Source organism: Elongatibacter sediminis, assembly GCF_037892215.1.
In the GTDB taxonomy this organism is placed as follows: Bacteria; Pseudomonadota; Gammaproteobacteria; order Xanthomonadales; family SZUA-36; genus Elongatibacter; species Elongatibacter sediminis.
Window position 1 is genome coordinate 249,082 of the sequence record NZ_JAZHOG010000002.1, and the last position, 26,102, is coordinate 275,183.

At 63.7% G+C, this 26,102-nt stretch carries 24 protein-coding genes and 1 pseudogene; 10 read left to right on the forward strand and 15 right to left on the reverse strand.

All coding sequences use genetic code 11. From position 1 onward, the window contains the following. The 10 genes from V3330_RS03835 to V3330_RS03880 form a co-directional block, all read right to left on the reverse strand. Complete coding sequence (locus V3330_RS03835; RefSeq protein ID WP_354694072.1) at positions 1-1,224, reverse strand: aminotransferase class I/II-fold pyridoxal phosphate-dependent enzyme; 1,224 nt, start codon at positions 1,222-1,224, stop codon at positions 1-3. Further along, positions 1,221-3,110 carry a DUF885 domain-containing protein gene (locus tag V3330_RS03840; protein ID WP_354694073.1) on the reverse strand — a complete coding sequence of 630 codons (1,890 nt, stop codon included), beginning with the start codon at positions 3,108-3,110 and terminating at the stop codon, positions 1,221-1,223. Before V3330_RS03840 ends, V3330_RS03835 begins: the two co-directional genes overlap by 4 nt. Positions 3,111-3,235: 125 nt before the next feature. Next, positions 3,236-4,030, reverse strand: a complete 795-nt coding sequence (locus V3330_RS03845; protein WP_354694074.1) for a phosphate ABC transporter ATP-binding protein — start codon at positions 4,028-4,030, stop codon at positions 3,236-3,238. Next, complete coding sequence (locus V3330_RS03850; RefSeq protein WP_354694075.1) at positions 4,030-4,827, reverse strand: phosphate ABC transporter ATP-binding protein; 798 nt, start codon at positions 4,825-4,827, stop codon at positions 4,030-4,032. The genes V3330_RS03845 and V3330_RS03850 overlap by 1 nt, the downstream gene beginning before the upstream one ends. Beyond that, entirely contained in the window at positions 4,824-5,693 is an 870-nt protein-coding gene (gene pstA, locus V3330_RS03855) for a phosphate ABC transporter permease PstA (RefSeq protein ID WP_354694076.1), read from the reverse strand. The genes V3330_RS03850 and pstA overlap by 4 nt, the downstream gene beginning before the upstream one ends. A gap of 6 nt (positions 5,694-5,699) precedes the next feature. Further along, a complete protein-coding gene (gene pstC, locus V3330_RS03860; RefSeq protein ID WP_354694077.1) occupies positions 5,700-6,638 on the reverse strand; it encodes a phosphate ABC transporter permease subunit PstC in 939 nt (312 codons plus the stop codon). Between the two features lie 5 nt (positions 6,639-6,643). Then, entirely contained in the window at positions 6,644-7,708 is a 1,065-nt protein-coding gene (locus V3330_RS03865; RefSeq protein WP_354694078.1) for a phosphate signaling complex PhoU family protein, read from the reverse strand. Between the two features lie 123 nt (positions 7,709-7,831). Further along, entirely contained in the window at positions 7,832-8,719 is an 888-nt protein-coding gene (locus V3330_RS03870) for a phosphate ABC transporter substrate-binding protein (protein WP_354694079.1), read from the reverse strand. Positions 8,720-8,832: 113 nt separating this feature from the next. Next, on the reverse strand, positions 8,833-10,083 hold the full coding sequence (locus V3330_RS03875; protein ID WP_354694080.1) for a BPG-independent phosphoglycerate mutase family protein: 1,251 nt from the start codon (positions 10,081-10,083) through the stop codon (positions 8,833-8,835). Positions 10,084-10,117: 34 nt separating this feature from the next. Continuing rightward, entirely contained in the window at positions 10,118-11,425 is a 1,308-nt protein-coding gene (locus tag V3330_RS03880; protein WP_354694081.1) for an AAA family ATPase, read from the reverse strand. 166 nt (positions 11,426-11,591) lie between these two features. Here V3330_RS03880 and V3330_RS03885 point away from each other — a divergent pair, with 166 nt between their 5' ends. Both V3330_RS03885 and V3330_RS03890 read left to right on the forward strand, forming a co-directional pair. Further along, the gene (locus V3330_RS03885) at positions 11,592-12,497 is read left to right on the forward strand and encodes an N-formylglutamate amidohydrolase (RefSeq protein WP_354694082.1); all 906 of its coding nucleotides are present in this window, start codon (positions 11,592-11,594) and stop codon (positions 12,495-12,497) included. Positions 12,498-12,515: 18 nt separating this feature from the next. Continuing rightward, on the forward strand, positions 12,516-14,576 hold the full coding sequence (locus tag V3330_RS03890) for a M13 family metallopeptidase (protein WP_354694083.1): 2,061 nt from the start codon (positions 12,516-12,518) through the stop codon (positions 14,574-14,576). Between the two features lie 4 nt (positions 14,577-14,580). Here the strand turns inward: V3330_RS03890 and V3330_RS03895 are convergent, their stop codons facing one another. Further along, a complete protein-coding gene (locus V3330_RS03895; RefSeq protein ID WP_354694084.1) occupies positions 14,581-15,723 on the reverse strand; it encodes a pyridoxal phosphate-dependent aminotransferase in 1,143 nt (380 codons plus the stop codon). 321 nt (positions 15,724-16,044) lie between these two features. Here V3330_RS03895 and V3330_RS03900 point away from each other — a divergent pair. From V3330_RS03900 to V3330_RS03915, 4 genes and pseudogenes are all read left to right on the forward strand, one after another. After that, positions 16,045-17,575 (forward strand): annotated as a pseudogene (locus tag V3330_RS03900) (DUF1538 domain-containing protein); the annotation flags it as partial. A gap of 126 nt (positions 17,576-17,701) precedes the next feature. Further along, positions 17,702-18,052: a P-II family nitrogen regulator gene (locus V3330_RS03905; RefSeq protein ID WP_354694085.1), complete on the forward strand. Its 351-nt coding sequence runs from the start codon at positions 17,702-17,704 to the stop codon at positions 18,050-18,052. After that, positions 18,049-18,534 carry a CBS domain-containing protein gene (locus V3330_RS03910; protein ID WP_354694086.1) on the forward strand — a complete coding sequence of 162 codons (486 nt, stop codon included), beginning with the start codon at positions 18,049-18,051 and terminating at the stop codon, positions 18,532-18,534. The genes V3330_RS03905 and V3330_RS03910 overlap by 4 nt, the downstream gene beginning before the upstream one ends. Then, positions 18,534-19,331 (forward strand): crotonase/enoyl-CoA hydratase family protein, encoded by a 798-nt coding sequence (locus V3330_RS03915; RefSeq protein ID WP_354694087.1) that lies wholly within the window; start codon positions 18,534-18,536, stop codon positions 19,329-19,331. Before V3330_RS03910 ends, V3330_RS03915 begins: the two co-directional genes overlap by 1 nt. A gap of 1 nt (position 19,332) precedes the next feature. Here V3330_RS03915 and V3330_RS03920 read toward each other — a convergent pair whose 3' ends face one another. The 4 genes from V3330_RS03920 to V3330_RS03935 form a co-directional block, all read right to left on the reverse strand. Then, the gene (locus V3330_RS03920; protein ID WP_354694088.1) at positions 19,333-19,992 is read right to left on the reverse strand and encodes a class II aldolase/adducin family protein; all 660 of its coding nucleotides are present in this window, start codon (positions 19,990-19,992) and stop codon (positions 19,333-19,335) included. A gap of 37 nt (positions 19,993-20,029) precedes the next feature. Next, on the reverse strand, positions 20,030-21,130 hold the full coding sequence (mtnA, locus tag V3330_RS03925; protein ID WP_354694089.1) for an S-methyl-5-thioribose-1-phosphate isomerase: 1,101 nt from the start codon (positions 21,128-21,130) through the stop codon (positions 20,030-20,032). 24 nt (positions 21,131-21,154) lie between these two features. Next, the gene (gene gabT / locus V3330_RS03930) at positions 21,155-22,432 is read right to left on the reverse strand and encodes a 4-aminobutyrate--2-oxoglutarate transaminase (protein ID WP_354694090.1); all 1,278 of its coding nucleotides are present in this window, start codon (positions 22,430-22,432) and stop codon (positions 21,155-21,157) included. 98 nt (positions 22,433-22,530) lie between these two features. Then, on the reverse strand, positions 22,531-23,511 hold the full coding sequence (locus V3330_RS03935; protein ID WP_354694091.1) for a TerC family protein: 981 nt from the start codon (positions 23,509-23,511) through the stop codon (positions 22,531-22,533). Positions 23,512-23,673: 162 nt separating this feature from the next. Here V3330_RS03935 and V3330_RS03940 point away from each other — a divergent pair, with 162 nt between their 5' ends. The 4 genes from V3330_RS03940 (at position 23,674) to V3330_RS03955 (ending at position 26,062) form a co-directional block, all read left to right on the forward strand. Further along, complete coding sequence (locus tag V3330_RS03940) at positions 23,674-24,279, forward strand: DNA-3-methyladenine glycosylase I (protein WP_354694092.1); 606 nt, start codon at positions 23,674-23,676, stop codon at positions 24,277-24,279. Positions 24,280-24,452: 173 nt separating this feature from the next. Then, positions 24,453-24,920: an OsmC family protein gene (locus V3330_RS03945; protein ID WP_354694093.1), complete on the forward strand. Its 468-nt coding sequence runs from the start codon at positions 24,453-24,455 to the stop codon at positions 24,918-24,920. 119 nt (positions 24,921-25,039) lie between these two features. After that, positions 25,040-25,321: a DUF427 domain-containing protein gene (locus tag V3330_RS03950; RefSeq protein ID WP_354694094.1), complete on the forward strand. Its 282-nt coding sequence runs from the start codon at positions 25,040-25,042 to the stop codon at positions 25,319-25,321. A 3-nt stretch (positions 25,322-25,324) separates the two neighbouring features. Further along, complete coding sequence (locus tag V3330_RS03955) at positions 25,325-26,062, forward strand: flavodoxin family protein (protein ID WP_354694095.1); 738 nt, start codon at positions 25,325-25,327, stop codon at positions 26,060-26,062. The last annotated feature ends 40 nt before the right edge of the window (positions 26,063-26,102 follow it).

Consider the following 26,102-nt stretch of genomic DNA (forward strand, 5'->3'; position numbering starts at 1 on the left):
TCAGACCAGGCTGTCGAGCACGTCGTCGATCCGTTCAAAAACCGTGTCCAGGGTTCGCGCACCCGGCAAGGTGGTGATGCGGAAATGGTCTCGGTACGGCACATTGAAACTGGAGCCGGGAGCAACCAGCACGTGACGGTGCTCGAGCAGTGCGGCCGCGAACTTCCGGTCATCGATTTCTTCACCGTTACCGGTGCGTGAGTTGATGCGCAGGAAGGCGTACATCGCGCCTTCGGGTGCGCGCAACGACAGATGGCGGCTACGTTCGGCCGCTTCGATAATGGCCTGGCGTGACTCGTAAAGACGCCCGCCCGGCGAAGTCAGTTCCCGGATGCTCTGGTAGCCACCCAGCGCCGTCTGCACCGCCCACTGGCCCGGCACGTTGGCGCACAGGCGCAGCGAGGACAGCAGTTCGACCGCATGCAGGTAGTCCCCGGCATGTTCCCGATCGCCGCTGAACACCGCCCACCCGACCCGGTAGCCGCAGGCACGGTAGACCTTGGACAGTCCGCTGAACGTCACGCACAGGGTGTCGTGCACCAGGGTGGCCATGGGCACGTGCTCGACGCCGTCGTAGGTCATCTGGTCGTAGATTTCATCGCTGAACACCACCAGGCGGTGTTGTTCGGCGATGCGTGCGATCGCCTCCAGTCGTTCCCGCCGGTACACGGCGCCGGTGGGATTGTTCGGATTGATCAGCACGATGGCGCGGGTGCGCGGGGTCACCAGGGATTCAATTTCCTCCGGGTCCGGCTGAAAGTCGTCTTCCGGGCGGCAGTTGTAGTAGGTGACCTTGCCGCGGTTGAGTGCCGTGGCCGCACTCCACAGCGGGTAATCGGGACTGGGAATCAGCACTTCGTCGCCACTGTTGAGCATGGCGCGCAGCACCAGGTCGATGCATTCGCTGACCCCGTTGCCGATGACGACTTCCTCGGCCGTCACGTCCATCACGCCGCGGTTCTGCTGTTGCATCACCACCGCTTCCCGGGCCGGAAAAATGCCCTTTTGGTGCGCGTAGGCCTCCGACTGATGCATGTTTTCGATCATCGCCAGGCGCATGGTTTCCGGAGTGCGAAATCCGAATACCCCGGGGTTGCCGATGTTCAGCGGGATGATCTCGAACCCTTGCCGCTCGAACTGCTGAGCGCGGGCGGCCAGTTCGCCGCGAATTTCATAACGAACGCCTTCCAGAACCTCGTTGGTCGCGAACGGCCGCGGTTTCATTGCGGATCGTCCTCTTCCACCAGGTCGCCCAGCATGAACTCCCGAATGGCGAAGAACGGCGGTGATCCGGCGCCCACCAGCCGCTGGTTGAAAGCCTTCCAGCTGAAATTCGAACCCGCCCGCTCGCGGTATTCACGCAGGATGTCTTCGATTGCGACCTGGCCGGCGAAATAGGTCGCCAGCTGCACCGAGCTCAGCTTGGCGCGCAACAATTTGCCACGGGCTTCGCCTTCTTCCTGAAAGCCCTTTTCGGTCATCAGCTTCACCGCCTCTTCTTCCGGCCAGTGGGTGCGATGCAGGCGGATGTCGATGATGGCGTTGATCACGGCCCGCAAGGTCAGCTTGGTGTCGACCATTCGCTGCAACGCATGTCCCAGTGGGTGGTCGGGATACACCGTAAAGCCCTGCTCGACCAACTGGGTGGCGATGTAACTGGCCCAGCCCTCCACCATCGGCCCGTTCCAGAAGACCTTGGGAATCAGACGGTCGGCCCGGTTTGAGTATTCGAGCTGCACGAAATGGCCGGGCACGCCTTCGTGGATGTACACCATCGCCAGCGCCGGCCGGTTGTATTCCTTGAGAAAACCGGGTGATTCAGACAACAAACCGATGTCCCAGAACCACACCGACTCCAGCTCCGGCTCGAAAGGCGGCGCGGTCGTGATCTGCGCCACCGCGTTCCCGGCCAGGTGCGGCGGCGTCGGCTCGATGCGCAGCTTGGAAGCCGGCGGCAGGTCCATCAGATCCTGTTCGCGCACGAAGCCGATGATGGAATCGGCCAGGGCGTAGCTGTCCGGAATCAGGGATTCCGGGCTGGGCCGGTCTTTGGACAGTTTCGCGAACACGTTGCGCACGACTTCGGCATCGTCCAGGGAAGCCTGTGGCTGTATTTCGCCGGCCGCGATCGACTCGGCCAGGTAGTCGTCGTGTAGTTCCCGTCCAATCGCGACCAGTTCGTCACCCTTGACGGCCAACCAGCCGAGCGCGACGGCGAGCAGGTTTTCGGCGTCCAGCGGGTAATCCATCTGCAGCGCGTACTTTTCATCGTAGAGATCGCGCCCAAGGCGCCAGTCGCTGTCCGTCCGCGGCACGATCGTGGCTTCGAACCATTCGGCGAAGTTTCCGATTGATTCGACGGCGGCGGCACAGGCGGACTCGATGGCCTGCCGCTCGGCCGGCTTCAGTGCGGAGGATTCCAGCAGATCCGGCAGGGTCTTGTCGTACAGACCACCAGGCTGCTGCATGCCTTCGAGCCGCTGCCGGGTCACGGCTTTTTCAGGGCCCGTCGGCAGAACGGCGTCAGGCGCCAGACGGGTGCGCACCGCGGCGAAGAAACGGGGAGTGGCTTCGCAGCGTGAACCAAAGCTGCGCAGGCGCTCCTCCAGCGGCGCGTAATCGCGCAGCACCAACCCCGCCATCGCGCCGCCCAGCGAGGTGACGGCATTGAGGGGATTGGTACCCGACTCCAACCTGTCGATGACCAGGCGGTCCAGTTTTACTTGATTGAGCAGGATGTGCCGGTCGATCTGTTCTGGCCGGGACAGCCCCCCGGCATCGAACGCTTGCAGCCGCGCAATCAGGCTGTCGCGGGCGGATATGAATGCCTGCTCCGCCGCCCTGGAGGGATCTGCCAGCTTGCGGTCATAGTACGCGGAATCGTCACCCCGGCCGTGCACCCCGAAGGTGGCCGCGTTGCCCGGGTCTTCCTCCAGCAGCAATTCGAGATACAAACGCCCCAGCGTATCCATGTCCGGCGCGGCTTCGACCCGGTCCACCCAGTCGGCCGGCACCGCGCCGGGCGCTGGTGGAGCCGCCCGCAGTCCAGCCGCCAGGAAACAGCACAGAATTCCCGCCACAAGCGCGGGCCGCCGGATCGTCACAGGCATGGATTTCTCCCTATCGGAAAACGGTCAGGCAGCATACACCAAGGGCCGGGGGCGGCCCAGTCCCAGGCGTCATGCCAAAGGCCCGGCCCGGAGGGCTTCAGGGCAATGGGCTCCGGTGCCGCTGGCTAGCCGTAGCGGCCTTCGATGTAGTCGGCGGTTTCCTGATGTTGCGGCGTCACGAACATGTCGCCGGTATCGGTGTGTTCGACGACCTTGCCCATCAGCATGAAGATGCATTCGTCGCTGGCGCGGCGGGCCTGGGCCATGTTGTGGGTGACGATGAGTATGGTGTACTCGCCACGCAGTTCCCAGATCAGTTCTTCGACCGCTTCGGTGCCGCGGGGATCCAGCGCCGAGCAGGGCTCGTCCATCAACAGTACACCCGGTTTTACCGGCAGCAGGCGGGCGATACAGAGTTTTTGCTGTTCTTCCAGCGACAACGCCGTCGCCTTGCTGTCCAGGCGGTCCTTGACCTGGTCCCAGAGCAGCACTTCGCGCAAAGCCTTTTCGACCACGGAATCCTCGTCGGACTTGCGGTAGTCGCCCCGGGGGGTGTGCAGCCGGTAGCCGAACAGCACGTTGTCACGAATGGAGATGGGCAGAGGATTCGGCCGCTGAAACACCATCCCGACCTGTTTGCGGACCTGCACGATTTCCACGCCGGGCTCCACGATGTTCTGGCCCAGCACATCGATGCTGCCGGTCATGCGCACATAGCCGAGCCGATCGTTGATCCGGTTGACACTGCGCAAAAACGTGCTCTTGCCGCAGCCCGAGGGCCCGATCATCGAGGTGATGATGCCCTGGCGGATATCCAGGTCCACATCGAAAAGCGCCTGGAAGGTGCCATACCAGAGGTTGAGTTCGCGGGTCCGGATGGCCACTTCCGGACCGGTTTCGCCGGATTTGATGTCGTTCATCAGCCGAACCGTCCTTCGACGTAATCGCGGGTGCGCGAGTCCTTGACCTCGCCCGTGAACAGGTCCTCGGTCACGCCCACTTCCACACACTGCCCACCGAGGAAAAACGCGGTGCGATCCGCCAATCGGCGCGCCTGCTGGACCAGGTTGGTCACCAGCACGATGGTGATTTCCTGCTTCAGTTCCTTGAGTACATCCTCGATACGCATCGTGGTCACGGGATCCACGGCGATGGAGAATTCGTCCAGCATCAGCAGCTCGGGCTCCTGGGACAGCGCCCTGGCGATGGTCAGCCGCTGTTGCTGGCCGCCGGACAGCAGGCTGCCAAGCGAATCCAGACGGTCCTTGACCTCATCCCACAAGGCGGCGCGACGCAGGCAGCGTTCGACGATCACGTCCAGGTCGGCCTTGCGCCTGATACCCCGCAGGCGGGGCGACAGGGCGACGTTTTCATAAACCGTCATCGGCAGACCGACCGGCAGTGGAAACACGACGCCGATGCGTTGCCGCAGGCCGTAGACATTGCGCACCCGGCGCACGTCGACGCCGTTGAAGCGAATGGCTCCGTCCACGGTCATGGAGCTGTTGAACATGTCCATTCGGTTGACGGCCTTGAGAAACGATGTCTTGCCCGCGTTGGCCGGGCCAATGATGCCGAAAATCTCGTGCTCCCGGACATCGAAACTCACGCCTTCGAGTACCGTCGTCTCGTCGTAGGAGATCGCCACGTTCTCGACCCCCAGCTTCACGGGTGCCTCTGCCACGCCGGCCTGCGCCAATTCAGGTTGCCCGGTCACCACTTCTTTTTGCCTCGCAGGTACATGCGCAATGCGATCGACAGGCTGTTCATCAATAACACGATGGAGATCAGAACCAGGGCCACACCGAACGGAACGTGGTCCGGCATGTTGGGCACCTGGGTCGAGACCACGAACAGGTGCAGGGACAGCGCCATGGTCTGGTCCAGTACCGACTGCGGCAGCAGGGGGAGGAAAAACGCGGCGCCGGTGAACATGATGGGCGCCGTCTCGCCGGCCGTACGCGACACTTCGAGAATGACGCCGGTCAGAATGCCGGTGACCGCGTTCGGGAGCACCACACGCCGGATGGTCTGCCAGCGCGTCGCGCCCATGTTCCAGCAAGCCTCGCGAAAGGCCAGTGGCACGGCCTGCAGCGACTCCCGTGTGGCCACGATGACCACCGGAAGGGTCATGATCGCCAGGGTCAGCGACGCGGCCAGGATGCTGGTGCCGAATTCGAAAAAGATCACGAAAGCACCCACGCCGAACAGGGCGTGAACGATCGACGGAACACCGGCCAGGTTGATGATGGCCAGGTTGATCGCGCGCGTGAACCAGTTGTCCGGCGCGTATTCGCTGAGGTAAATCGCCGCCGCGATCCCCAGCGGTACCGAGGCCACCAGCGCCACGAGCACGAGCAGAATCGTCCCGAGCAGCGCGGGAAAGATTCCGCCGGCCGTCATGCCCTGAGTCGGTCCGGTGAACAGAAACTCGAAGGATATGGCCGGCCCGCCCTTGTAGATCAGCATGGCCAGAATCACCGCCACCGGCAGGATCAGGATTCCCGTCATCGTGCCCAGCAGTGCCCGAAACAGGTACTGGATGCGTTCGTTACGGTGGTTGAGGGAAGTTGCCGTAAACATGGTCGGTCACCCTTTGCGCACGCCGCGGACGATCAGGTCGGCGGCGAGATTGATGATGAACGTGATCACGAACAGGAAGATGCCGATCGTGAACAGCGCTTCGTAATGGGTGGAGCCCACCGCCGTTTCGCCCAGTTCCGCGGCGATGGTCGCGGTCAGCGCCCGCACCGAGTCGAACACGCTGGTGGGAATGTTGATGGAATGACCCGTGGCCATCAAAACCGCCATGGTCTCTCCAAAGCCACGCCCGACCCCGAGCAGAACAGCGCCCAGCAGTCCGTTCTTGGCGGCCGGCAGCACGACCTTGTAAATCACCTGCCAGCGCGTCGCACCCATGGCTTCGGCCGCTTCCCGGTAACGGTCCGGCACGGCCTTGAGCGCGTCCTCGGCGATGGAAGTCATGATGGGGGCCGCCATCAGGCCCAGAATCACGCCGGCGTTCAGCACGTTCAGCCCCACCGGTACGTTGAACAGGTCGATGATCAGCGGATTCATGATCGCCAGGCCGATGAAGCCCCAGACCACGGACGGGATGGCGGCCAGCAATTCCACCGTGATTTTCAGGAACTCACGGGTCTTGCCCGTCGCGAACTCGGCGATGAAGATTGCCGCGCCCAGGGAGAACGGGATGGCAACGATCATCGCCAGACCGGTGACACTGGCAGTGCCCGCCACCAGCGCGAGAATACCGAACGTCTCGTTCTTCGCCGAAGTCGGCCGCCAGTTGGGCGAACCGAAAAACTCGGCGAAATTGAATTCACCGGCCAGGAAACCAAAGCCCTCCCGGGTGATGAACACGAAGATGCCGATGATGAAGACAATGGCGGAAATGCCGCCGAGAAACATCAGGACCTGAACCAGTTTGTCGACGTACCAGTCCCGGTTACGGCGATCGAAGTCCGGGTTGATGACCGGGGCCGCGGCCCCCTTGGCGTTTCCTTCCATCGGAATCAGGCGGCTTCGTCGCCGGCCATCAGATCGATCAGGGACTGGATCTCGCCGTGCAGATCCCGATAGGTCGCGGAGTATCCGTCCGCTCCATCGGGCGCGGCCGGAGACCAGTTCAGCGCGGTCGTATGAAACGGCACCTCGTTCACGTAATCGGCATAGCGGCCTTCCAGAGCGATGATGACGTCGTAATCGGACAGGTCGTGCTCCAGGTGGCTGAGATTCAGGCTCTCGAGTTCATCATCGGGAATCCCGGTCTCGTCCAGGAAACCGGCCAGTGCGGGCGGCACGCCCTCCGCGCCGTCCGGCGTGGCCACGTCGAAACGGGCCGAAGTGGGAAAATTCTTGCGCCCGATCGCGGCCGCCAGATGACCCAGTCCGGACCCGGGCCGGGCCAGAAACAGCAGCCGGTACACCCGCGGCAGTTTCGCGACGCCACGAACCGCGTAGACGGTCTGGTCACAGATGTTCTTGGCCTGGTCCGCGACCCGTTTGAGCAGGTTGAACACCACGAACACGGTCAGGGCCGTGCGGGCTTTCATCCCGTTTTCCTCGGCGAACAACTGATCGTAGATCGCGTCCATGTTGTTCTCGACCTGTTTGGCCATTTTCATCAACGTCATGGCCGATTCGGCATTGTCGTCGCGGAATGCCTTGCGCGCCTCGTGAAGTATCTGCAGGGACTCGTCGGCCAGCAAGTCGATCTGTACGGTGAACTTTTCCGACAAATCATCTTCCAGTTGCAGCGACTCACGACTGATGGTCACCGCGTAGTCACCGATGCGTTCAAGCGCCACGTTTACCCGGATGGTCGCGGCCATCTCGCGCAAGTGCCCGGCACCGGGCAGGTGGCGGGCAATGAAGGTGTGACACAGGCGGTCGCAAGCCCGCGAATCCCGGTTGATCGGATTGTCACCGAGGACGGTCTCGTACGCCAGTTCGGCATCGCGTGTCAGCAATGCCTGCTTCGCCTGCCGCAGGGCACGTTCGACGTCGTCCCCCATGTCCCAGACGAATTGACGAATGTTGCCCAGATCGGCTTCAAGCCGCTCTTCAAAATGACTCATGGCCCGTTTCCGCTGTTGTGAATACGTCCGCATCCGGCACTTTCATCAATACGGGTGCGGTTGATCCTGTTGCTCGCCGGCACCGGGCGATCGAATGCCCGGCCCGATGTGCTCGTATGCCGGTCAGGAACCGGCCGGGCAGCTGACCGGTTTGGCCGGAGCGTAGCCCTTCTCCATGATAATGCACTGGCCCGTGTCGCTCTTGACCCAGTCCAGGTATTCCTTGACGACCCCCGTCGGCTCACCGTTCGTATACATCAGCAGGCTGCGCGCGATCGGATAGCTACCGTCGCTGGCCGATGCCACCGTAGGCGATACGCAGGCTTCTCCGGTTCGCTCGGAAATGCACACCATGTTCACATGATCATTGGCGTAGGCCAGTCCGCTGTAACCGATGGCGCAGGGGGTGTTCTCCACCAGGTCCACGACGTCCTTGGAACCGTGCATGTCACGCGTTCCCAGACGAAAATCACCGTCACCCAACACCGTCTCGCGAAAATAGGCGTAGGTTCCGGAATTGTTCTGGCGGCTGACGACAATGATGGACTGGTCCGAGCAACCCGGCACATTCACGCCGAGGTCCGACCAACTGGTGGCGGAACCACCGTCACCGTAGATTTTGGCCAGCTGTTCGAGACTCAATTCCTCGATGGGGTTGTCGGGGTGCAGGAAGACCGCCAGGGCGTCGTAACCGACCACGTGCTCGATGGCTTCGTAACCGTGCTCATGCACCAGTTCCAGTTCTTCGTCCTTGATCTCCCTGCTCGCATTGGCAATATCGACCGTGCCGTTGATCAGGGCCGCGATACCGGTTCCTGATCCACCGCCGCTGACGGCGACCACGACCGTAGGATTGACTTGCTGATACGCCTCAGCCCACGCCTGGGCGACATTGACGAGGGTATCGGAACCTTTGTTCTGGATGAGCTGACGTTGTTCACCGCCGCCACAGGCGGCCACGAGCGCAGTCAGGCCCGCCGCGGCTATGAACGCTGCAGGTTTGATTGACATGTATTACTCCCGGAGTGTCGGATCGACTGGACGCCAAGTTACACGGTAATTATGACAGTCCTGTTACAGGCTTGCAGCCGGCGCCGCGGCGCCGCTCGCCGGGTCCCATGCCTTCATTCCGGCGGAGTTCCCTTCACTCCCATCGCCGCCAGAACCCGTAACAGGAAGGCCGCGCTGTCCTGGCGCGGCATGGTCCCGGAACGGCAGGCATCCTCACCGAATTTCACTCCATTACCCGCGGGAGTCATGCCCGGCTTGTGCAACAGGGCCGGTACCGGGTCCGCGGTGTGAAAACCGGTATTGCTGTCGGTGGTGTGGTCCGCCGCGCAGGCGATGACCAGATCCCGGTCCATCAAGGGCGCCAGCGCGGCATCCAGCCGTTCGATCACATCGCGTTTTCCCGCAGGATCGCGGTCGTGTGCGTGCAGGTCCGGCGCCTTGATGTGCAGAAAAACGATATCGCAGTTCACCAGGGCTTCCAGCGCCACGGCTATCTTGGCGTCGATATCCGTCGCACTGTCCGCCGTGAACCTCGGGTCCTGGAGAATGGAAAACCCGAACAGGCGTCCCAGGCCACGCACCGTGTTACAGCCCGATACCAGGGCCGCGCGCAATCCGAGCGCGTTGACCCGATTGTCGAGCGACACGGCACCACCGGTTCCGCGCGTAATGATCCCGTTGGCCGGTGGCTTGCCCGCCGCCCGCCGCCGCTGGTTCAAAGGGTGGTCGCGCAGCCGCTCGTGCGCCGCCGCGATAAAGGCATTGAGCTTGTCGGCCGCCCGTTCACCCCCGGGCGCGCAGGCGCGGGAGGGCGGCAGGGGCAAGGGCAAGGGTCCGTCACCCGGATCGGTGTCCGTGATGGTCGGCTGGAGATCGCCGCCCGACAGAACCAGGACCGCGCGGTGCTGTTCGGTGGGCTGCAGTTCGGCATGCACGCCACCACCGAGATCCAGACCGTCCAGGGCATCAACCAACTGGGCCACCCCGGAACCGATGCGACCGGCCCTTCGGTCGGTCACCACCAGGCCCTGATCACCCGGCTCCACCGTAGCGAAATTCGCACGCACCGCGATTTCACCCTTGTCCAGTACGCGGCCCGCCCCGGCGGCTTCGACTGACCCGCGCCGCAACAGATCCGCCTGGCTCGGCGGCAAACCCATGAGCATGCCGGTTCCGGAATCCGTATTTGGTGTCTGTCCCGGAGCCAGCGGGTCGAGTTGGCCGTACTCCCCAGTGGATGCGAGCCGGTCGAGGTGGGGAGTAAAAGCCGCTTCCAACGGGGTACGTCCACCCAGTTCGGGAATCGGCAGGTCTCCCAGGCCGTCAGCAATCAGTACCAGGCAACGGTGCTTCACGACCGCCATGACTCACGCTTCCATCCGCCCGTGATTCCGTGCCTCATCCAATACCCCGCCGCGGCTTTCCGGAGTCATCCGCGACGGAACCGTCCACGGCGTTGACCAATGCAGGCACCAACAGTTGCCACGCTTTGTCCTCGGCCTGACTGCCCAGCCGCCGGACCACGGGACCAAACACATCGGCGGGCGAGCCGGAAAAGTGATCCGATAGCGCCGCATTGATGGTGCTGATGATCTGGAAGATCGCCGCCTCCTTGTCGTCGTTGGGAATGATCGGAGTGTCGCAGCGCTCGGCTTCCGCGAGCAAAAAGGACTGCAGCGACCAGATGGAATCGAATTTCTTCAGGTACCGCCGGGCATGACGGTGCGGTTCCTCGGTGCCACGCCCGCGCAGCCGCGACTTCAACTCATCAGCCTGCATGACCGCCAGCGTGACATGCACGACGATGGCATCGGAATGCGTGCTGAATCGTTCCAGCAGATCCGGGTGCGCGTGAACACCCTCGAGTATCAGCGGCACGTTTTCCCGCATGGCCCGTTTGACCACGGCCTCACAGGGCACGGCCAGCAATTCAGCCTGCCCCTGGTAACCATCGGCGATCAGCAAATCCCGGGGGCGGCTTTTCTTGTCCTGCAAGGGCAACGTTTTCCACGCGTCGAAAGAAGAACAATGCAGGATGGGCAGCAGTTTCTTCGGCATCATGGTGCGCATTACTTCGCGCAGCATGTCCGTGGACTGGGTCCGCACGATTTCCAGCCGATGCGCAATTTCGGTCGCGATGGAGCTTTTGCCGCTGCCGACCGCGCCGCAGATCAACAGCACCATGGGCCGCGCGCTGAGCTGGAATTCCGACCACAGCAGATACTGGCGCGCGGGACCTTCGCCCAGTTCCTGCCGCAGGCAAAGCCACGTGAGGTAGCCGAGCTCGGCAGTCGAAATCTCCACTGCCCCGGCCGCCAGCAACTGATCGAAAATCCGCGTGGTGATCGGTTCCGCATCCGCCAGGCGAACACCACTGGACTGCAGATAGCGTTGATGCCGGCCGCGTGAAAAGGCGGTGACGGTGCCCGCGTGGCAGCGCACGCGAATTTTGGATGGAGCGGTCAGCGGCGCGGAGAACTCCCGAAACACCGAAGGATCACCATAGGATTCGAGTTCAGCATGGACCAACTCGCGTAGCTCATGCGTGTAGATTTCATCGGTTTCGGACAGGTGATCGCGCAGGCGGTCGGCCATGTCGAAAGCGTCGTCGAACGGCATGCCGGCATCCAGCAAGGTCCGGATGAGTATGCCACGCAGAAAGGGGACGCGGGTCTGGTCTCGCGAGTTGACGACTATCGTTTTCAAATCTGAGTAATCTCCGCCGCGGATGGGCGGCTGAACCTGCGTCCCATTATGGGCGCGGCGCTTTCGGGCGCGCAAGCGGCCGCGGCAATGTGAGGGTCGGGCTCATTTGTAAAAACACCCGGCCTTGTGGAGAATGGGACGGTTGCCCTGTAAAAGACCGGACTTGATGAATCACGCCCCGAACGACGACCCGGCCGAAGATCCGGAACCCAGCTTCGCGCACGCGACCGAATGCCCTGAATCCGGTGCCGATTATCCCCTGGTCGAACCGGGTGATTCACCACCCTGGTTTCACTACAACACCAAAGGCTCGGCGAATGTTCTGATCGTCGCTGACCACGCCAGTCCGTATTTCCCCGCAGCCATGAACCGCCTCGGGCTGGCCGAATGGGTGCTGGAACGCCACGTGGCCTGGGACATCGGTTCCGCCGACCTGGCCCGCTTTCTGTCCGACCGGCTGAGCGCGCCCGCCCTGCTGGCCGGCTTTTCACGCCTGATCGTCGACCCGAATCGTCAACTGCACGATCCCACCGCGTTCATCGAGGTCAGCGACGGCATCGCGATCCCCGGCAATCAGGGACTCAGCGACGCGGACAAGGAACTGCGCATACAGTCGTTTTTCAGGCCGTACCACGATGCGATCGAGCGACGGCTCGACGCCTTCGATTCCGCAGGCACGGTTCCGGTGCTGTTGTCGATTCACACCTGCACGCCGGTATTTTCGCAGGTGGTGCGACCCTGGCATGTAGGCGTGATGTGGGACCGCGACCCGCGTGTGGCGGTGCCGATGATCGAGCAGCTGCGCCGGGTCGAGGGCGTCTGCGTTGGAGACAACGAGCCCTATTCCGGCCGTCATCCGTACGACTACACCATCGACTTTCACGCCGAACGCCGCGGATTGCCGCATGTGGGGGTCGAAGTCCGCCAGGACCTGGTCGGAACGCGGGCGGGCGCCAAAAAATGGGCCGGAATCCTGGGCGATGCGCTGGAAACGATTCTGGCCGACCCTGAACTGTACCGGCGCTTCGACGCGGCCGGTCCGGCCGACCTGGATACCGCACGGGTGTCCTGAACCCTCACGGAAACGATCATGGCATCTGCCTCTGTGCGCTTCATTCTCGCCGCCGCGCTGAGCGCGGTTTCCGTAATTGCCACGGCGGACTCCGGTTCGCCCGCCACGCGGCTGCCGTACACGCCCAGCCTCGACGTCAACGCGATGGACCGCAGCGCCGATCCGTGCAGCGATCTGTACCAGTTTGCCTGCGGCGGCTGGATCGAGAACAACCCCATCCCCCCGGACCAGGCGAGCTGGAGCACCTACGGCAAGGCCTATGCCGATAACCAGCGATATCTCCGGGGTGTGCTGGAAGAATTGTCGAATCCGGACGCCCCGCGTACGCCCGACCAGGCGCGTCTGGGTGATTACTTCGCCGCCTGCATGGACCTGGAAGGTATCGACTCCCTCGGCGCCGTGCCGCTGCGCGGAGAGCAGGCGCTGATCGACGGGCTGACTTCCAAACAGGACCTGGCAGGTGTCATCGGCCGATTGATCGACCGTTCGGATGCCAGCGCCTGGTTTATCGCTGTCGGCTCCCAGCAGGACGCGCGCGAAGCCACCCGGGTCATCGGGGCCGTGTTTGCCGCCGGCCTCGGCCTGCCCGACCGGGAATACTACCTCGATGACAGCCCGGAGCGCCGCAAAACCCGCGAGGCGTACCGGGAGCATGTCGCGGCGATGTTCCGCCTCCTGGGCCGCACACGGGCGGATGCCAACGCTGCCGCCGGGACGGTGTGGCGCATCGAAACGGCACTGGCCCGGGCCCACCTGAGCGTGATCGAGCGCCGGGACCCGTACGCCGTGTACCACCGGATGACGCTGGAAGAACTGCAGGCGCACACACCCGAATTCGACTGGGCCGGTTTGTTCGAGCAGGTCGGCCTGAGCCCGGAACCCTGGCTGAATGTGACCCAGCCTGCATTCGTCACCGCGATGGGCGATGTCATCGAACGGGAATCCCTGGAGGCACTGAAGACGTATCTGCACTGGGGCCTGGTCAACACCCGCGCCCCCTTGTTGTCCCGGGTTTTCCGCGACCAGGACTTCGCCTTCCATCAATCCCACCTGAGGGGCATCGACGAGCAGAAACCGCGCTGGCGCACCTGTGTCGCACGGGTCGACCGGCAACTGGGAGAAGCGCTGGGCCGCGAATTTGTCGAGCGCAACTTTCCACCCGAGGTCCGCCAGGACGTGCGCCGCCTGACCCGGCAGATCCAGCAGGCCATGGCTGAACGCATCGACTCGCTGGGCTGGATGAGTTCCGCCACCCGGGCCGAAGCCCACCGCAAACTGGAACAGATGCGCCTGAAAATCGGCTACCCGGACACCTGGCGCGATTATTCGTCGATCCGCATCGCCCGTGACGATGACTACGGCAACGCGGTTCGAGCCACTGAATTCGACCTCGACCGGCAACTCACCCGGATCGGCCAACCGGTGGACCTGGGTGAATGGTTCATGACACCGGCGACCGTCAACGCCTACTACAACCCGTCCATGAACGACATCAATTTTCCGGCCGGGGTGCTGATGCCCCCGCTGTACGACCCGAAGATGGATGACGCGCCCAATTACGGCAATACCGGCGGCACCATCGGCCACGAACTGGTCCACGGCTTCGACGACGAGGGCCGCCAGTTCGATGGCGGCGGCAACCTGCGCGACTGGTGGACACCGCAAGACGCCGCCGCGTTCGAAGAGCGGGCGCAATGCATTCGCGAGCAATACGGCCAGTACCGGGTGATCGACGACATCCTGATCAATGCCGAACTGACCTCCGGCGAGGACATCGCCGATCTGGGCGGCCTGATTCTGGCGTGGCAGGCCTGGCGGACCGAAACCGCCGGGCAGGCCTTGCCCGAACGTGACGGCCTGACGGCCGAACAGCGGTTTTTCGTCGGCTTCGCGCAATGGGCCTGCGCCGCGGAACGCCCCGAGTCATTACGCCTCCACGCGGCCACGGACCCCCATTCCCCGCCTCGTCATCGCATCAACGGCGTGGTCGTGAACATGCCGGAATTCGCCCGTGCGTTCCAGTGCCCGGCCGATGCACCGCTGGTGAAACCGCCGGAAGACGTCTGCCGGATCTGGTGAGACCTCAGAGCGTGGCGAGGCGCCGGGCGGCGGCCTGCAGGGTCTCACCGTCCTTGGCGAAACAGAAACGAACCACCTTCTGCCCGGGCGGATCGCGATAAAACACCGAAACCGGGATGGCGCCAACACCGTGTTCGATGGTCAGGCGCCGGGCGAAATCCGTATCGGGCTCGTCGCTGATCGAGGAATAGTCCGCCAGTTGGAAATAGGTACCGGCCGCCGGCTCGATGCCGAACCGCGAAGCGCTCAGCAGATCACAGAATTCATCCCGCTTTTCCTGGTAGAAGGCACCCAGCCCGAGATGGAATTCCGGCGTTGCGGCGAGGTAGTCGGCCAGGGCGAACTGCATCGGCGTATTGGTACTGAAATTGATGTACTGGTGGATTTTCAGGAACTCGTCCGTCAGTTCCCGTGGTGCGATGCAATACCCCACCCGCCAGCCGGTGGCGTGGTAGGTCTTGCCGAATGAAAACACGCAGAACGCCCGCCGCGACAAATCCGGATACCGCAGCAGGCTCACGTGCTGGCGGCCATCGAACAGAATGTGCTCGTACACTTCGTCCGACAGCAGCAGGATATCCGTCCCGTCGACGGCCCGGCGCAGACCTTCGATATCCGCCTCGCTCCAGGTGGTCCCCGAGGGATTGTGCGGCGTGTTGAGCACGATCATCCGCGTTTCGGGGGTGATCGCGGCGCGCACTTCCTCCCAGTCGATGCGGTAATCGGGATGGCGCAGCGCGATGTGGCGGGTCCGCCCGCCGTTGAGTTCCACGGACGGCGCATAGGTGTCGTAGGCCGGATCGAACACGATCACCTCGTCGCCGGGCCGGACGACCGCGGTGATGGCGCAATACAGCGCCTCGGTCGCGCCCGGAGTGACCACGACCTCGGTCTCGGGGTCGGTTTCCCGCCCGTACAGGCTGGCGGCCTTGTCCGCAATCGCCTCGCGCAATGCCGGCAAACCGGCCAGCGGCGCGTACTGATTGTGGCCATTTTCCACGTGCCAGCCAACCCGGTCGCGCAAGGCCTGGGGACCATCGAAATCGGGAAAGCCCTGGGACAGGTTGATCGCCCCGTGATCGTCCGCGAGCCGGGACATCACGGTGAAAATGGTCGTGCCCGCCCGGGGCAGTTTGCTTGTGATCATTCGGTGCCTTTCCTTCCCGGGCCGTCGGCCCCTTGTATCCCTGCCATACCCTGTCTCCGGCGATGCTCCTCCGGGCCGCAACCGGCTGGCCGGCAGCCGGCCACCGGGCGGCCGCCGGGTTGAATGTCCGCCTCAGTCCTCCGGGTGATATTCGCGGCGCCTAATCCAGATCAATTTTACGCGTCCCGGCTCACGACGATTCACATCAAAGATGTTACTTTCTGCCACAATTCCCGCAACCACGCCGCACGGGGAGTTCATGCTAACTGATTTCCGCCTGTTTTCGTGCCCCACCGGCGGCTGGAGCCGGACGCCACGGTGATCGTCCTGCTCAAACCGCTGTTGCGTTCGCTCAGGGACAGCCTGCGCGATCTGCTGCCGATCATCGCAGTGGTCGCGTTTTTCCAGTACGCCGTACTGCAACAGCCCCTGCCGGAACTCGGCCGCATCGCCAGCGGTGTGGCGATGGTGCTGCTGGGCCTGGCACTTTTCGTGCGGGGTCTGCAGATGGCCCTGTTTCCCATCGGCGAGGAGATGGCCTGGAACTTCGTCAAACGCGGCAGCCTGTTCTGGCTGCTTGTGTTTTCATTCACCCTGGGGTTCGGCACGACGGTGGCTGAACCGGCCCTGATCGCCGTCGCGGACGAAGCCGCCCAGGTCGCAGCGGCCGCCCAAGTGATCGGCAGCGGAGAGGAAGCCTTGTCCCGCTATGCCCTGGGCCTGCGCCTCACGGTGGCGGTATCCGTCGGCATCGCGCTTCTGATCGGTGTCATCCGGATTCTCAAGGGATGGCCGGTGCACTATCTGATCATCGGCGGATACGTCGGCGTGGTGGTCATGACCGGCTTCGCGCCGCCGGAAATCGTCGGCATCGCCTATGATTCGGGCGGCGTCACGACGTCCACGGTCACCGTCCCCCTGGTCGCGGCCCTGGGGGTCGGCCTGGCGAGCAGCATCAAGGGCCGGGACCCGATGCTGGACGGCTTCGGCCTGATCGCCTTCGCATCGCTGACGCCGATGATGTTCGTCATGCTGTACGGCATCGTGATCGGATGAACCCGGCCCGCGCACAGAATCTGACAGCCGGCTGCCCGGCTCCGGGCTGGACCGGGGCCTGCTGATGGACGGACTGCTGCATTTCGGTCAGACCTTTCTGCTGCTGCTGCGCGACGTGACGCCCATCGCCGCCATTCTGTTCGGATTCCAGCTGTTCGTGCTGCGCAGGCGAATCAACGATCCGGCACGCACCGCCGTCGGCATGGTGTTCGTCGTATTCGGGCTGGCCCTCTTTCTGGAAGGCCTCGAACTGGCCCTGTTTCCGATTGGCCGCCTGATGGCCGCGCAACTGACCGCGCCTGAATTCATCTATGGCGTGGCCGGCATCGTCACCGACCCGGCCTGGTCCGACTACCTGTGGGTTTATGCCTTCGCCGCGGCGATCGGTTTCGCCACCACGGTGGCCGAGCCCTCTCTGATCGCCGTGGCGATCAAGGCCAACCAGGTTTCGGGCGGCACGGTTTCGATCAACGGGTTGCGCATCGCGGTCGCGCTCGGCGTTGCGGTCGGCGTCGCGCTCGGCGCTTTCCGCATCGTCACCGGCACGCCGTTGCACTGGTACATCATCGCCGGTTACGTCGTCGTCATCTTCCAGACCACCAGTGCTCCGCGAAGCATCATCGCGCTGGCCTATGACTCCGGCGGCGTCACCACGTCGACGGTCACGGTTCCGCTGGTCGCCGCGCTGGGGCTGGGGCTGGCGGAAACGATTCCGGGGCGCAGCGCGATTCTCGACGGGTTCGGGCTGATTGCCTTCGCCAGCCTGTTCCCCATTATCGCGGTGCTGGGATACGCGCAACTGGGCCAGCGCCGGGCGCAAGCCGTGGAGCGGAAGGCCCGGAAACGCGGTGAAGCCGGATCCACCGATTCGCACAACCCCCAAATTTCGGGAGACAATGCGGTCTCCCCGGAGGACTGAGCCATGCATTTCAAATTGATCATCGTCATGGTCGAGGACGCCAAGACCAATGACGTTCTGGATGCCGCACGCGACGCGGGCGCCAAGGGCGCGACCGTGCTCAACCAGGCACGCGGCGAGGGCCTGACGCCGGGCAAGACCTTTCTCGGACTGAGCATGAACAGCCAGGTCGACGTGCTGTTGATGCTGGTCGAGGAGCACTTCAGCCGCGACGTGCTGGAGCGGGTCGCCGAGGCCGGTGAATTCGACGAAACCTCGGGCACCGGCATCGCCTGTCAGATCGACGTGGAAGATGCGCTGGGCGTCGCCCACCAGATCGAAGCCCTGAGCAGCGACGTGGAGGAGCTGATATGACCACCGACCACCTGTCCCGCCGTGACCTGATCCGCGTCGGCGACGTCATGAAGTCCGGCGTCGACATTGTCGACGGTATGCTGACCGTCGCGACGGCACTCAAACGGCTGCGCTTTCCGGAAAACCGCGCGCTTTTCGTGGAACGCCGCCACGACGACGACGAATATGGCGTGGTGATGTTCCGCGACATCGCGCGCGAAGTCATCGGCAAGGGACTCAATCCCAACCGGGTCAATATCTACGAAATCATGTCCAAGCCGGTGATCTCGGTCCACACGGGCATGAATGTGCGTTACGCCATCGCCCTGTTCGACCGATTCGGACTGTCACGGGCACCCGTCATCGACGACGGACAAATCATCGGCATGGTCAGTTATTCCGACATTGTGCTCAAAGGCATGGGTCTGATTCCCTCCGGCACCGAAAGCGCCGCCGGCACCGAAAGCGGTACGGGCACCACCCCGGCGGATGGTAAGGATTGATGCCGGTAGCCGGCCAACGGGTAACGGTGTCCGTCGCTGACGGAATCGCCCGGGTGCGGCTGAACCGCCCGGACAAACGCAACGCGCTGGACCTGGCCATGTTCGAAGGCATCGCCGCGGCACAGCAGCGCCTGAAACGCGACCGCTCGGTGCAGGCCGTCATCGTGGACGCGGCCGGTGAGGACTTCTCGTCCGGACTGGACGTCAAGGCGGTTCTCGGCGATCGCCGTGCGGCCCGGAAGCTGTTGTGGAAATGGTGGCCCTGGCAAGCGAACCTGGCCCAGCGGGTCAGCGTCGGCTGGCGCCACCTGAAGGTGCCGGTCATCGCCGGCATCCGCGGGCGCTGCTGGGGTGGCGGCCTGCAGATCGCCCTGGGCGCGGACTTTCGCTTCGCCCATCCGGAGAGTTCACTGTCGGTGATGGAGGCCCGCTGGGGCATCATTCCCGACATGGGCGGCACCCTGGCGCTGCGGGAACTCCTGCCGGCCGACCAGGCCATGCGACTGGCCATGACCGCCGAAACATTCGACGGTGCCACGGCCCTGGAACTCGGCCTGGTGACCGGGGTGGATTCGGATCCGGAAGCGGCGGCGCTGAACCTGGCGCAGCGTCTGCTGGAGCGATCGCCGGACACGAACGCCGCCATCAAGCGACTCTATCGAAAAAGCTGGAATCTGCGCGCCGGCAGCGTGCTCGCCCGTGAATCCGCTTACCAGTTCCGCATCCTGGCGCGGCCCAACCAGCGCATCGCCGTCAAGCGCCAGCGCGGCGAAAACATTCCCTGGCGCCGGGACTGATTCATTTTCCCCGTTGCCGCGCCGTCAGTCGTCCGGCGCGGTAGTCGTCGAACTGTCCCAGAACCCGATCCATTTCGTCACCATCGAGCACCACCGGCTCCCCCAGGGACAAGGCGTGGACGTAGCTGCGTGCCAGGTGTTCGACTTCCAGGGCCAGAGACAGGGCTTTGGCGGGGTTGTCGGCGAAACAAACCATCCCGTGGTTGGCCATCAGGCAGGCCCTCCGGCCTTCCAGCGCGCTCAGCACGTTGTCGGAAAGCGCCTGGGTGCCGAAGGTCGCATAGTCCGCGCAACGGATGTCCGCGCCGCCGGCGAGCGCCACCGAGTAGTGAAACGCCGGAATGCCACGGCGATGGCTGGCCAGGGCCACGCAGAACGGCGGGTGCGCGTGAACGACGGCCGAGGCTTCCGGAAAATGCCGGTAGATGTCACGGTGAAACCGCCATTCGCTCGAAGGCCGGCGGCTGCGCGGCCACTCCCCCGCCAGGGACACCTCCACCAGGTCCGCCGTCTGCATCAGGCCGGCGGCCAGCCCGGACGGTGTGATCAGAAAACCGCCCGGCGTGCGTGCGCTGAGGTTGCCCGAGGTTCCCGGGCTGAGGTTGCGGGCATCCAGCTCACACACCGCTTCCAGCAGCGCGCTGCGCAGACCCGGAGTCATTCGGGAGCCGCCGCGTCCGGTTCGTGCCCGACCACGTTCAGGCCGCCGCGCGTTCCGGGAACAGACCCAGCAACCCGGCTTCGCTCGCCTCGCACACGCCGCGCTCGGTAATCAATGCCGTCACCAGCCGGGCCGGCGTCACGTCGAATGCGAAGTTTCGGGCGCTGATGCCTTCGGGCGTCACTACGACCGAATCCCACTCCCCTGCCCGGTTGACGCCGGACACGCGAATGACTTCTTCCGGGTCCCTTTCCTCGATGGGAATACCGGCGATTCCGTCCGTCAGGTCCCAGTCGATGGTCGGACTGGGCAGGCCGACATAGAACGGTACGCCATTATCGCGCGCGGCCAGCGCCTTGAGATAGGTGCCGATCTTGTTGCATACGTCGCCGGAGCGGGTCGTGCGATCGGTACCGGTGATGCACAGGTCCACCTGGCCGTGCTGCATCAGGTGACCGCCGGCATTGTCGACGATGACATCGTGGGGCACCCCGTGCGCCGCGAGTTCCCAGGCCGTCAGTGCCGCCCCCTGGTTCCGGGGCCGGGTTTCGTCCACCCACACGTGGACCGGAATGCCCGCGTCGTGCGCCATGTAAATGGGGGCCAGCGCGGTACCCCAGTCCACCGTGGCCAGCCAGCCCGCGTTGCAGTGGGTCAACACGTTCAGGGAACCCCGTTCCCCCCGGGCCGCCCACGCCGCGCGAAACAATTCAAGGCCGTGCTCCCCGATGCGACGATTGATTTCGACGTCTTCCTCGCAGATTTCTGCGGCCAGCGCATAGGCGTCCGCGGCGCGCTGACCGGCCGGCAGGGGCTGCAGGCGGGTTCGGGCGCGCTCCAGCGCCCAGCGCAGATTAACGGCTGTCGGCCGCGTGGCGAGCAGGCGGTCGGCCTGCGCGTCCAGGTTGCCGTCGCCCGGGTCATCACGCAGGGCCAGTGCGAGGCCGTACACCGCGGTCGCTCCAATCAGCGGCGCGCCGCGAACCCGCATGCTGGAAATCGCCTCGGCGGCGTCTTCAGGCGTGGTCAGCCGGCGCAGTTCGAAGCGGTGCGGCAGCAGGGTCTGGTCGATGATCTCCACCGACCAGCCGTCTTCGGCCAGCGCGATGGAACGGTGGTGTTGGTTTTCAACTCGCATGGTATAGATCGACTCCCGGGCGCATCAGGCCACGCAGGCAGCGAAACTCTCCTGCAGAATCCCCAAACCTTCTTCAAGGTGATCGAAGGGGATGGTGAGCGGCGCGAGGATGCGAATCACATTGCCGCGAACGCCGCAGGACAGCAGCAGCAATCCGCGCTGGGCGGCTTCTCCGACCAGCGCCCGGGTCAGTTCGGCATCAGGCTGCCCGACCTGGCCGTCGCATACCAGTTCCATGGCGACCATCGCGCCGCGCCCGCGAATATCGCCGACCCGCTCCGGATACTTCGACCGAATCCGCTCCAGGCCTTCGCGCAGCTTTTCGCCAACGTCCACCGCACGCGCGCACAGATTTTCTTTTTCAATCACCGACATGGCGGCCAGGCCGGCGGCGCAACCGAGGGGCGAACCGGCATAGGTGCCGCCCAGGCCGCCGGGGTCGGGGCCGTCCATGACCGCCTGCTTGCCGACCACGGCCGCGATCGGAAAACCGCCGGCGATGCCCTTGGCGAGGGTGATGATATCGGGCTGCACGCCATCCTGCTCACAGGAAAACATCGTGCCGGTGCGTCCGAACCCGGTCTGGATCTCATCGCAGATGAACACGATTCCGTGCTGGTCGCAGACGTCACGAAGCCGGGACAGAAAACCGTCCGGAACAGGATAAAAGCCACCTTCACCCTGAACGGGCTCGATGATGATGGCGGCAACGCGATTGGCTTCGATGTCGTTCTTGAACACCTGATCCAGCGCGGCCAGCGAATCGTCGGCGGTCACTCCCAGGTATTCGGCCGGAAACGGCACATGAAAAATCTCCGGCGTGAACGGCCCGAAGCCCTTCTTGTACGGCACCACCTTGCCGGTCAGGCCCATGCACAGGTTGGTACGGCCGTGAAACCCGCCGCCAAAGGCGATCACGCCCGGGCGTCCGGTAGTGGCACGGGCGATTTTGACGGCATTCTCGACCGCCTCGGCGCCGGTCGACACGAATACCACGCGACCGTCGTCAAAAGGCGCCGCTTCGACCAGTTTCTCCGCCAGTTCAACCGCGTTCGCATACGGCGTGACCATGATGCAGGTATGGCTGAAAGCCTCGACCTGCTGCTTGACCGCCGCCACGATATCCGGGTGGCTGTGGCCGGTGTTGACCACCGCGATGCCGGCCGCGAAATCGATGTAGCGCTTGCCTTCGACATCCCAGATTTCGGCATTGCGTGCACGGTCCACAAAGACCGGCAGCATGTTGCCCATGCCGCGGGCGAACACGTTCTGCTTGCGCTGCTGCCAATCGGAATTGCTCATGAGCTTGTTTCCCGTTACCGCAAAGCGCTTATTGTCGGCCCACGAGCCGGAGCGGATCAAGGACCGCGGTCCGAATCGGGCGCGGAACGCCCGCCACGTCAGTCCAGGGGAGACTTCAAGGGATGTGGATCACGCGCCCCACCGCGGATCGATGCGATGATCCCCACCGAGAGGATCCCCAGGATGACACCCAGGGAGACCTCGCCCGGGATATGGTAATGATTGCTGAGCAGCATTTTGACCCCGACGTAGGCCAGGACGAACACCAGGGCGCTCTTCAGGTAACGGAACCTGGCCATGTAGCCGGCCAGGACGAAATACAGCGATCGCAGACCAAGGATGGCGAAGATGTTGGACGTGAAGACGATGAACGGGTCGCGGGTCACCGCGAACACGGCGGGAATGGAATCGACGGCGAACATCACATCGCTGGTCTCCACCAGCACGAGGGCGAGGAACAGAGGCGTCGCAATGCGGCGACCGCCGTCACGCACGAAGAAGTGGCTGCCGTGATAGGTGGCCGTCACCGGGACCCAGCGCTGGGCCAGCCGGACCAGGGTGTTTTCAGACGGATCGACCGTCTCTTCGCGCAACAGCAGCATCCGCGCGGCGGTGTATATCAGCAAGGCCCCGAAGATGTAGGTGATCCAGTCGAAGCGATTGATCAGGGCGACCCCCAGGGCGATCATGACCCCGCGCAGGGCCACCGCGCCGAGGATGCCCCAGAACAACACCCGGTGCTGCAGAGCGAGCGGCACGCGGAAATAGGCGAAGATCATCGCGATGACGAAGATGTTGTCCACGGACAGGGATTTCTCCAGCACGTACCCCAGCAGGTACTGGGTGGCCGCCTCCTTGCCGGTCAGGTGCTCGGTCGCCAGGCTGGCCCAGCCGAAATTGTTCTCGTACAACACGTAGACGATGACGTTGAACAGCAGGGCCATGCTCACCCAGATCAGTGTCCAGGTCAGCGCGTCCCGGACACTGGGCGCTTCGGGGCGACGGTGAAACACGCCCAGGTCGAGTGCGACCATGGCGAAAACGAACAGCAGGAAAAACAGCCAGATGCTGATGCTCATAAGTGGTGAACGATGGCGGATACGGCCATGAATGGACCCGTATCATCCCATCCTTGGGTGAAGAAATCACCAACCGGGGTCCGTGGCCCGTCGGCGCAAGCTCCACGGGATTTCCCCGGTCCGCTCAACAAGTCACCCGACACCCGTGATCACGAGGTACACATGGACAAGACCGTTTCCGGACCCGATGGTCAGCCGCGTTGCGGCTGGTGCGCCGCGTCTGCGGATTTTTTCGCCTACCACGACAGCGAGTGGGGCTTCCCGGTCGCGGATGACCGGCACCTGTTCGAGAAACTCTGTCTGGAAAGCTTCCAGTCCGGCCTGAGCTGGCGCACGATTCTGGCCAAAAGGGAGAATTTCCGTGAGGCTTTTGACAACTTTGAATTCGAACGGGTGGCCCGGTTCAGGCAGCACGATGTAGACCGACTGCTCGGCAATGCGGGCATCGTCCGGCACCGCGGCAAGATCGAAGCGGTGATCAACAACGCGCGGCGCGCGCGCGAACTCGCTGATCAGGAGGGATCACTGGCCACCTGGCTGTGGCGCTTCGAACCGGACCCGGCTACAGCTCCCGAGCCCCAGTCCGTTTCCGTCTCCGCAGAATCGAAAGCACTTTCCCGGGAACTCAAGGCACGCGGCTGGAAGTTCGTCGGCCCCACGACGGCCTACGCCTTCATGCAGGCCATGGGTCTCATCAACGACCACGTTGCGGACTGCGTGACGCGGGCCGCGGCGGAACGGGCGCGGGCGCGGTTTCGCCGCCCCTGACCCTCCGCTGCCCCCGGGCCGATCGGTTCTGCCGTGCGACGGGAGCCTGCCCGGCCGGTCAAGGCGAACCGAAACGTCTCGCTGGGCGAGTGCAGCCGACGACGCACCTTTCACTCGCGCTGGCAGGTTAGAATCCCTACGGCAGACGTGTCGGAAACAACACGCGGAGGAACATGTCGGAACACACGGCCACGGTGACCTGGAACCGCCAGGCGGACGAAGCCTTCGTCGACAGCACCTACAGCAGGGCCCACACCTGGGACTTTGACGGCGGCGCCCGGATCGCGGCGTCGTCTTCGCCCCACGTAGTGCCGGAACCACATTCGGTGGCGGCCAACGTCGATCCCGAGGAGGCCTTCATTGCCGCACTTTCGAGCTGCCATATGCTGTTTTTCCTGGCATTGGCCGCCCGGCGCGGTTACGTGATTGACGCTTACGAAGACCACGCGACAGGCCAAATGGGCCGTGATGACAACGGCCGCGAAGCCATCACCCGGGTGTGCCTGAGGCCACGGGTGACTTTTTCCGGCGAACGGCAACCCTCGACAGCGGAACTTGAGCGGCTTCACCACCACGCACACGAGCAATGTTTCATCGCCAATTCCGTAAAAACCGAAGTCGTTACGGAGCTACCGCAATAAACCCGCCGATCGACAGCATGTTTCGGTGGCAGGCGGGACTCGCGCTGACTGCCGGATGACCCGTGCAGGCGTTCAACCGTGTATTCCGCATCCGCCATTCAACAAACCGGAGCCTGAACATGAAAGCGATCTGGAACGAAACCGTCATTGCCGAATCGGACGACACCGTGGTCGTCGAGGGAAACCACTATTTCCCGGCCGACGCCATCCGGTCCGAGTTCTTCAGCCCGACCGGACACACCTCCTATTGCCCCTGGAAAGGCACGGCGCGTTACTATTCGGTTTCCGTGAACGGCGAAATCAATGAAAATGCAGCCTGGTACTATCCCGAACCAAAAGACGGCGCGGAACACATTCGCCACCGTGTCGCGTTCTGGAAAGGCATCGCGGTCGAGGACTGATTCATGAACGCTACAACACACCCCCCCGCACGTTACGACGACCTCCGGGCACTGTTCATCAACTGCACCTTGAAGCGCTCGCCGCGCGATTCCCATACCGACATTCTACTGGAGGTGGTGCGCCACATTTACCGGGAACATGGGGTGGCCTGTGAATCCGTGCGCCTGGTCGACGAGGAAGTGGCCGAGGGCGTGTACCCCGACATGACCGAGCACGGGGTGGAACGAGACGCCTGGCCCACCCTGTACGAGAAAGTCAAAGCCGCCGACATTCTGGTCGTGGGAACGCCGATCTGGCTGGGCGAAAAGTCCAGCGTGTGCCAGAAGCTGATCGAACGCCTCTACGGCATGTCGGGCGAACTGAACGACGCGGGCCAGTACGCCTTTTACGGCAAGGTCGCGGGCTGCATCATCACCGGTAACGAAGACGGCATCAAGCATGTAGCGATGGGCCTGCTGTACAGCCTGCAGCACATCGGCTACACCATTCCGCCGCAGGCCGATGCCGGATGGATCGGCGAGGCCGGCCCCGGACCGAGCTACGGCGATGAAAGTGATGCCGGCGACCGGATCGGCTTCGACAACGAGTTTACCCAGCGCAATACCACGTTCGCGGCCTGGAACCTGCTGCACTTCGCGCGCATGCTGAAGGACGCCGGCGGCATACCGGCTCACGGCAATCAGCGCTCGGAATGGGAAGCCGGCTGCCGTTTCGACTACGAAAACCCGGACTACCGCTAAACGCCCCATGCGGGGTCATTCAGGACACACCTTGTCCGAT

What these genes read in the sequence shown, in the direction of transcription:
- V3330_RS03835 (WP_354694072.1), bottom strand. Translation starts at nt 1,224, where the DNA reads ATGAAACCGCGGCCGTTCGCGACCAACGAGGTTCTGGAAGGCGTTCGT.
- V3330_RS03840 (WP_354694073.1), bottom strand. Translation starts at nt 3,110, where the DNA reads ATGCCTGTGACGATCCGGCGGCCCGCGCTTGTGGCGGGAATTCTGTGC.
- V3330_RS03845 (WP_354694074.1), bottom strand. Translation starts at nt 4,030, where the DNA reads ATGAACGACATCAAATCCGGCGAAACCGGTCCGGAAGTGGCCATCCGG.
- pstA (WP_354694076.1), bottom strand. Translation starts at nt 5,693, where the DNA reads ATGTTTACGGCAACTTCCCTCAACCACCGTAACGAACGCATCCAGTAC.
- pstC (WP_354694077.1), bottom strand. Translation starts at nt 6,638, where the DNA reads ATGGAAGGAAACGCCAAGGGGGCCGCGGCCCCGGTCATCAACCCGGAC.
- V3330_RS03865 (WP_354694078.1), bottom strand. Translation starts at nt 7,708, where the DNA reads ATGAGTCATTTTGAAGAGCGGCTTGAAGCCGATCTGGGCAACATTCGT.
- V3330_RS03870 (WP_354694079.1), bottom strand. Translation starts at nt 8,719, where the DNA reads ATGTCAATCAAACCTGCAGCGTTCATAGCCGCGGCGGGCCTGACTGCG.
- V3330_RS03875 (WP_354694080.1), bottom strand. Translation starts at nt 10,083, where the DNA reads ATGGCGGTCGTGAAGCACCGTTGCCTGGTACTGATTGCTGACGGCCTG.
- V3330_RS03885 (WP_354694082.1), top strand. Translation starts at nt 11,592, where the DNA reads ATGAATCACGCCCCGAACGACGACCCGGCCGAAGATCCGGAACCCAGC.
- V3330_RS03890 (WP_354694083.1), top strand. Translation starts at nt 12,516, where the DNA reads ATGGCATCTGCCTCTGTGCGCTTCATTCTCGCCGCCGCGCTGAGCGCG.
- V3330_RS03895 (WP_354694084.1), bottom strand. Translation starts at nt 15,723, where the DNA reads ATGATCACAAGCAAACTGCCCCGGGCGGGCACGACCATTTTCACCGTG.
- V3330_RS03905 (WP_354694085.1), top strand. Translation starts at nt 17,702, where the DNA reads ATGCATTTCAAATTGATCATCGTCATGGTCGAGGACGCCAAGACCAAT.
- V3330_RS03910 (WP_354694086.1), top strand. Translation starts at nt 18,049, where the DNA reads ATGACCACCGACCACCTGTCCCGCCGTGACCTGATCCGCGTCGGCGAC.
- V3330_RS03915 (WP_354694087.1), top strand. Translation starts at nt 18,534, where the DNA reads ATGCCGGTAGCCGGCCAACGGGTAACGGTGTCCGTCGCTGACGGAATC.
- V3330_RS03920 (WP_354694088.1), bottom strand. Translation starts at nt 19,992, where the DNA reads ATGACTCCGGGTCTGCGCAGCGCGCTGCTGGAAGCGGTGTGTGAGCTG.
- mtnA (WP_354694089.1), bottom strand. Translation starts at nt 21,130, where the DNA reads ATGCGAGTTGAAAACCAACACCACCGTTCCATCGCGCTGGCCGAAGAC.
- gabT (WP_354694090.1), bottom strand. Translation starts at nt 22,432, where the DNA reads ATGAGCAATTCCGATTGGCAGCAGCGCAAGCAGAACGTGTTCGCCCGC.
- V3330_RS03935 (WP_354694091.1), bottom strand. Translation starts at nt 23,511, where the DNA reads ATGAGCATCAGCATCTGGCTGTTTTTCCTGCTGTTCGTTTTCGCCATG.
- V3330_RS03940 (WP_354694092.1), top strand. Translation starts at nt 23,674, where the DNA reads ATGGACAAGACCGTTTCCGGACCCGATGGTCAGCCGCGTTGCGGCTGG.
- V3330_RS03945 (WP_354694093.1), top strand. Translation starts at nt 24,453, where the DNA reads ATGTCGGAACACACGGCCACGGTGACCTGGAACCGCCAGGCGGACGAA.
- V3330_RS03950 (WP_354694094.1), top strand. Translation starts at nt 25,040, where the DNA reads ATGAAAGCGATCTGGAACGAAACCGTCATTGCCGAATCGGACGACACC.
- V3330_RS03955 (WP_354694095.1), top strand. Translation starts at nt 25,325, where the DNA reads ATGAACGCTACAACACACCCCCCCGCACGTTACGACGACCTCCGGGCA.